This is a genomic window from Pseudomonas sp. CHM02 (assembly GCF_000612585.1).
Lineage (GTDB): Bacteria > Pseudomonadota > Gammaproteobacteria > Pseudomonadales > Pseudomonadaceae > Aquipseudomonas.
Map to the genome: position 1 here is coordinate 1 of NZ_JFCA01000102.1, position 2,340 is coordinate 2,340.

At 56.0% G+C, this 2,340-nt stretch carries 3 protein-coding genes; all 3 read left to right on the forward strand.

The window, feature by feature from the left end; genetic code table 11:
• Window positions 1-79: 79 nt before the first annotated feature.
• The 3 genes from tnpB (at window position 80) to BM70_RS0130895 (ending at window position 2,299) form a co-directional block, all read left to right on the forward strand.
• Complete coding sequence (tnpB, locus tag BM70_RS0130885) at window positions 80-439, forward strand: IS66 family insertion sequence element accessory protein TnpB (protein ID WP_025859584.1); 360 nt, start codon at window positions 80-82, stop codon at window positions 437-439.
• A gap of 18 nt (window positions 440-457) precedes the next feature.
• Window positions 458-1,969 carry an IS66 family transposase gene (locus tag BM70_RS0130890; RefSeq protein WP_025859585.1) on the forward strand — a complete coding sequence of 504 codons (1,512 nt, stop codon included), beginning with the start codon at window positions 458-460 and terminating at the stop codon, window positions 1,967-1,969.
• A gap of 69 nt (window positions 1,970-2,038) precedes the next feature.
• Window positions 2,039-2,299, forward strand: a complete 261-nt coding sequence (locus tag BM70_RS0130895) for a DUF6429 family protein (RefSeq protein ID WP_025859586.1) — start codon at window positions 2,039-2,041, stop codon at window positions 2,297-2,299.
• Window positions 2,300-2,340: the final 41 nt, after the last annotated feature.

Consider the following 2,340-nt stretch of genomic DNA (forward strand, 5'->3'; position numbering starts at 1 on the left):
CGCTCCATGAACCCCACATTCAAAGCGCTTAGCTGATCCCGGATGCTGTGCTCCCGATTCCCTCAGGAGCCAGCCCGCCATGATGCGACGCGATGCTAAAGTCGAAAAAGTCTATCTCTACCCCAAGCCCGTCGACTTTCGAAAATCCATTGATGGCCTAGCGGCGCTGGTCGAACTGGATATCAAAGTCGCAGTATTCGACCCTGTGCTTTTCGTCTTCCTCAACAAGCCACGCAACCGCGTGAAGATTTTGTATTGGGAACGCAACGGCTTCTGCCTCTGGCTCAAGCGCCTCGAATCCGAACGATTTAAAACATCGCCCGATGCCAACGATGAAGCGATCATCCTGACCGTCCAGGAACTGAACTGGCTACTTGATGGTTTTGATCTGTGGCGCAACCGTCCACATCAGGTTTTGACGCCTCGATACGTGGCCTGATTCGGTATAATCCAGGGCATGATTTCCATGCCCGAAAACCTCCCTGATGATCCTGAATTGCTCAAGCAGATGCTTGCGAAGATGCAGTCCAGAGTCGGTTTCCTCGAAGAAGAAAACGCACTGCTGCGTCAGCGCCTGTTCGGACGTAAGTCCGAGCAAACGGCTGATCCGGCAACGCCGCAGCTGGCCCTGTTCAATGAAGCGGAAAGCGTCGTCGAGCCCATTGATGAAGCCGCAGAAGAGGAGGCTGTTGCGCCGACCCAGCGGCGTGGCAAACGCAAACCGTTGCCGGCCGATCTCCCCCGCATCGAAATCATCCACGAACTGCCCGAACATGAACTGACCTGTGCCTGCGGCTGCCGCAAACACGCCATCGGCGAGGAGGTCAGCGAGCAGCTTGAAATCGTGCCGATGCAAATCCGCGTGATCAAACACGTCCGTAAGGTCTACGGTTGCCGTGCCTGTGAAACGGCTCCGGTCACTGCGGACAAGCCCGCTCAGTTGATTGAAAAAAGTATGGCCAGCCCAAGCGTGCTGGCGATGCTGCTGACCACCAAATACGTGGACGGTTTACCGCTTTACCGTTTTGAAAAAGTGCTGGGCCGCCATGGCATCGATATCCCGCGTCAGACCTTGGCCCGCTGGGTTATCCAGTGCGGTGAGCACTTGCAACCACTGCTGAATTTAATGCGCGACCAGTTATTGGAAAGCCGCGTCATCCACTGCGATGAAACCCGCGTGCAGGTGTTGAAAGAGCAGGATCGGGAGCCCAGCAGCCAGTCCTGGATGTGGGTGCAAACCGGCGGCCCACCCGACAAACCAGTGATCCTTTTCGACTACTCCACCAGCCGGGCTCAGGAGGTGCCGACGCGCCTGCTTGATGGCTATCGCGGCTACGTGATGAGCGATGATTACGCCGGTTACAACGCGCTGGGCGCGCAGGAAGGAGTGGAGCGTTTAGGCTGCTGGGCGCATGCACGGCGCAAATTCGTCGAAGCGCAAAAAGTGCAGCCCAAAGGCAAGACGGGTCGTGCGGACATCGCGCTGAACCTGATCAACAAGCTTTATGGCATCGAGCGCGACCTACAGGCCGGCAACGACGGCGAGCGAAAAACCGGTCGTCACGCGCACAGCCTGCCGGTGCTGGCTCAGTTGAAAAGCTGGATGGAAAAGACCCAACCCCAGGTTACCGCTCAAAACGCCCTGGGCAAAGCCATCAGCTACCTGGCGAGCAATTGGAACAAACTTGAACGGTACGTCGAGGAAGGTTACTTGCCGATCGACAACAACGCTGCCGAACGCGCCATCAGGCCCTTCGCGATCGGAAGAAAGAACTGGCTGTTTAGCGACACCCCCAAAGGTGCGACGGCCAGCGCTCAACTTTATAGTTTGATCGAGACTGCCAAAGCCAACGGCCAAGAGCCCTATGCGTGGCTGCGCCACGCACTTGAGCGCCTGTCGACGGCTTCTTCGGTTGAGGATTACGAAGCTTTACTGCCCTGGAACTGCTCGCCGGTATCGCGTAGTTAAACGCGCTATCCATCTTGCTGGCTGGTAGGGTTTACGGTGAGCTTAAAGAATACGAGCGGAGCAACGATCATGGAATACGACGATAAACTGATTGAAGAAGCAGTGCTGGCTCTGTTGGCAACCTTCAGTTTTGATAACGGTAATGCTTGGAAAGGGTTCGACTTCGAGACCATGAGCCGATTACATGAACATGGTTTCATCAGTAATCCGGTGAACAAGAACAAATCGATTTGGTTGACGGCTGAAGGCCTGGAGCGAGGTCGGCAGATAGCCGACCGGTTGTTTGGGGTAGGAACCCAAGGGGAGCATGTATCCGAGTCGGATACCTGACTTCATACCACGGCCATCCGGTAGGTGGGGTTTATGGATCG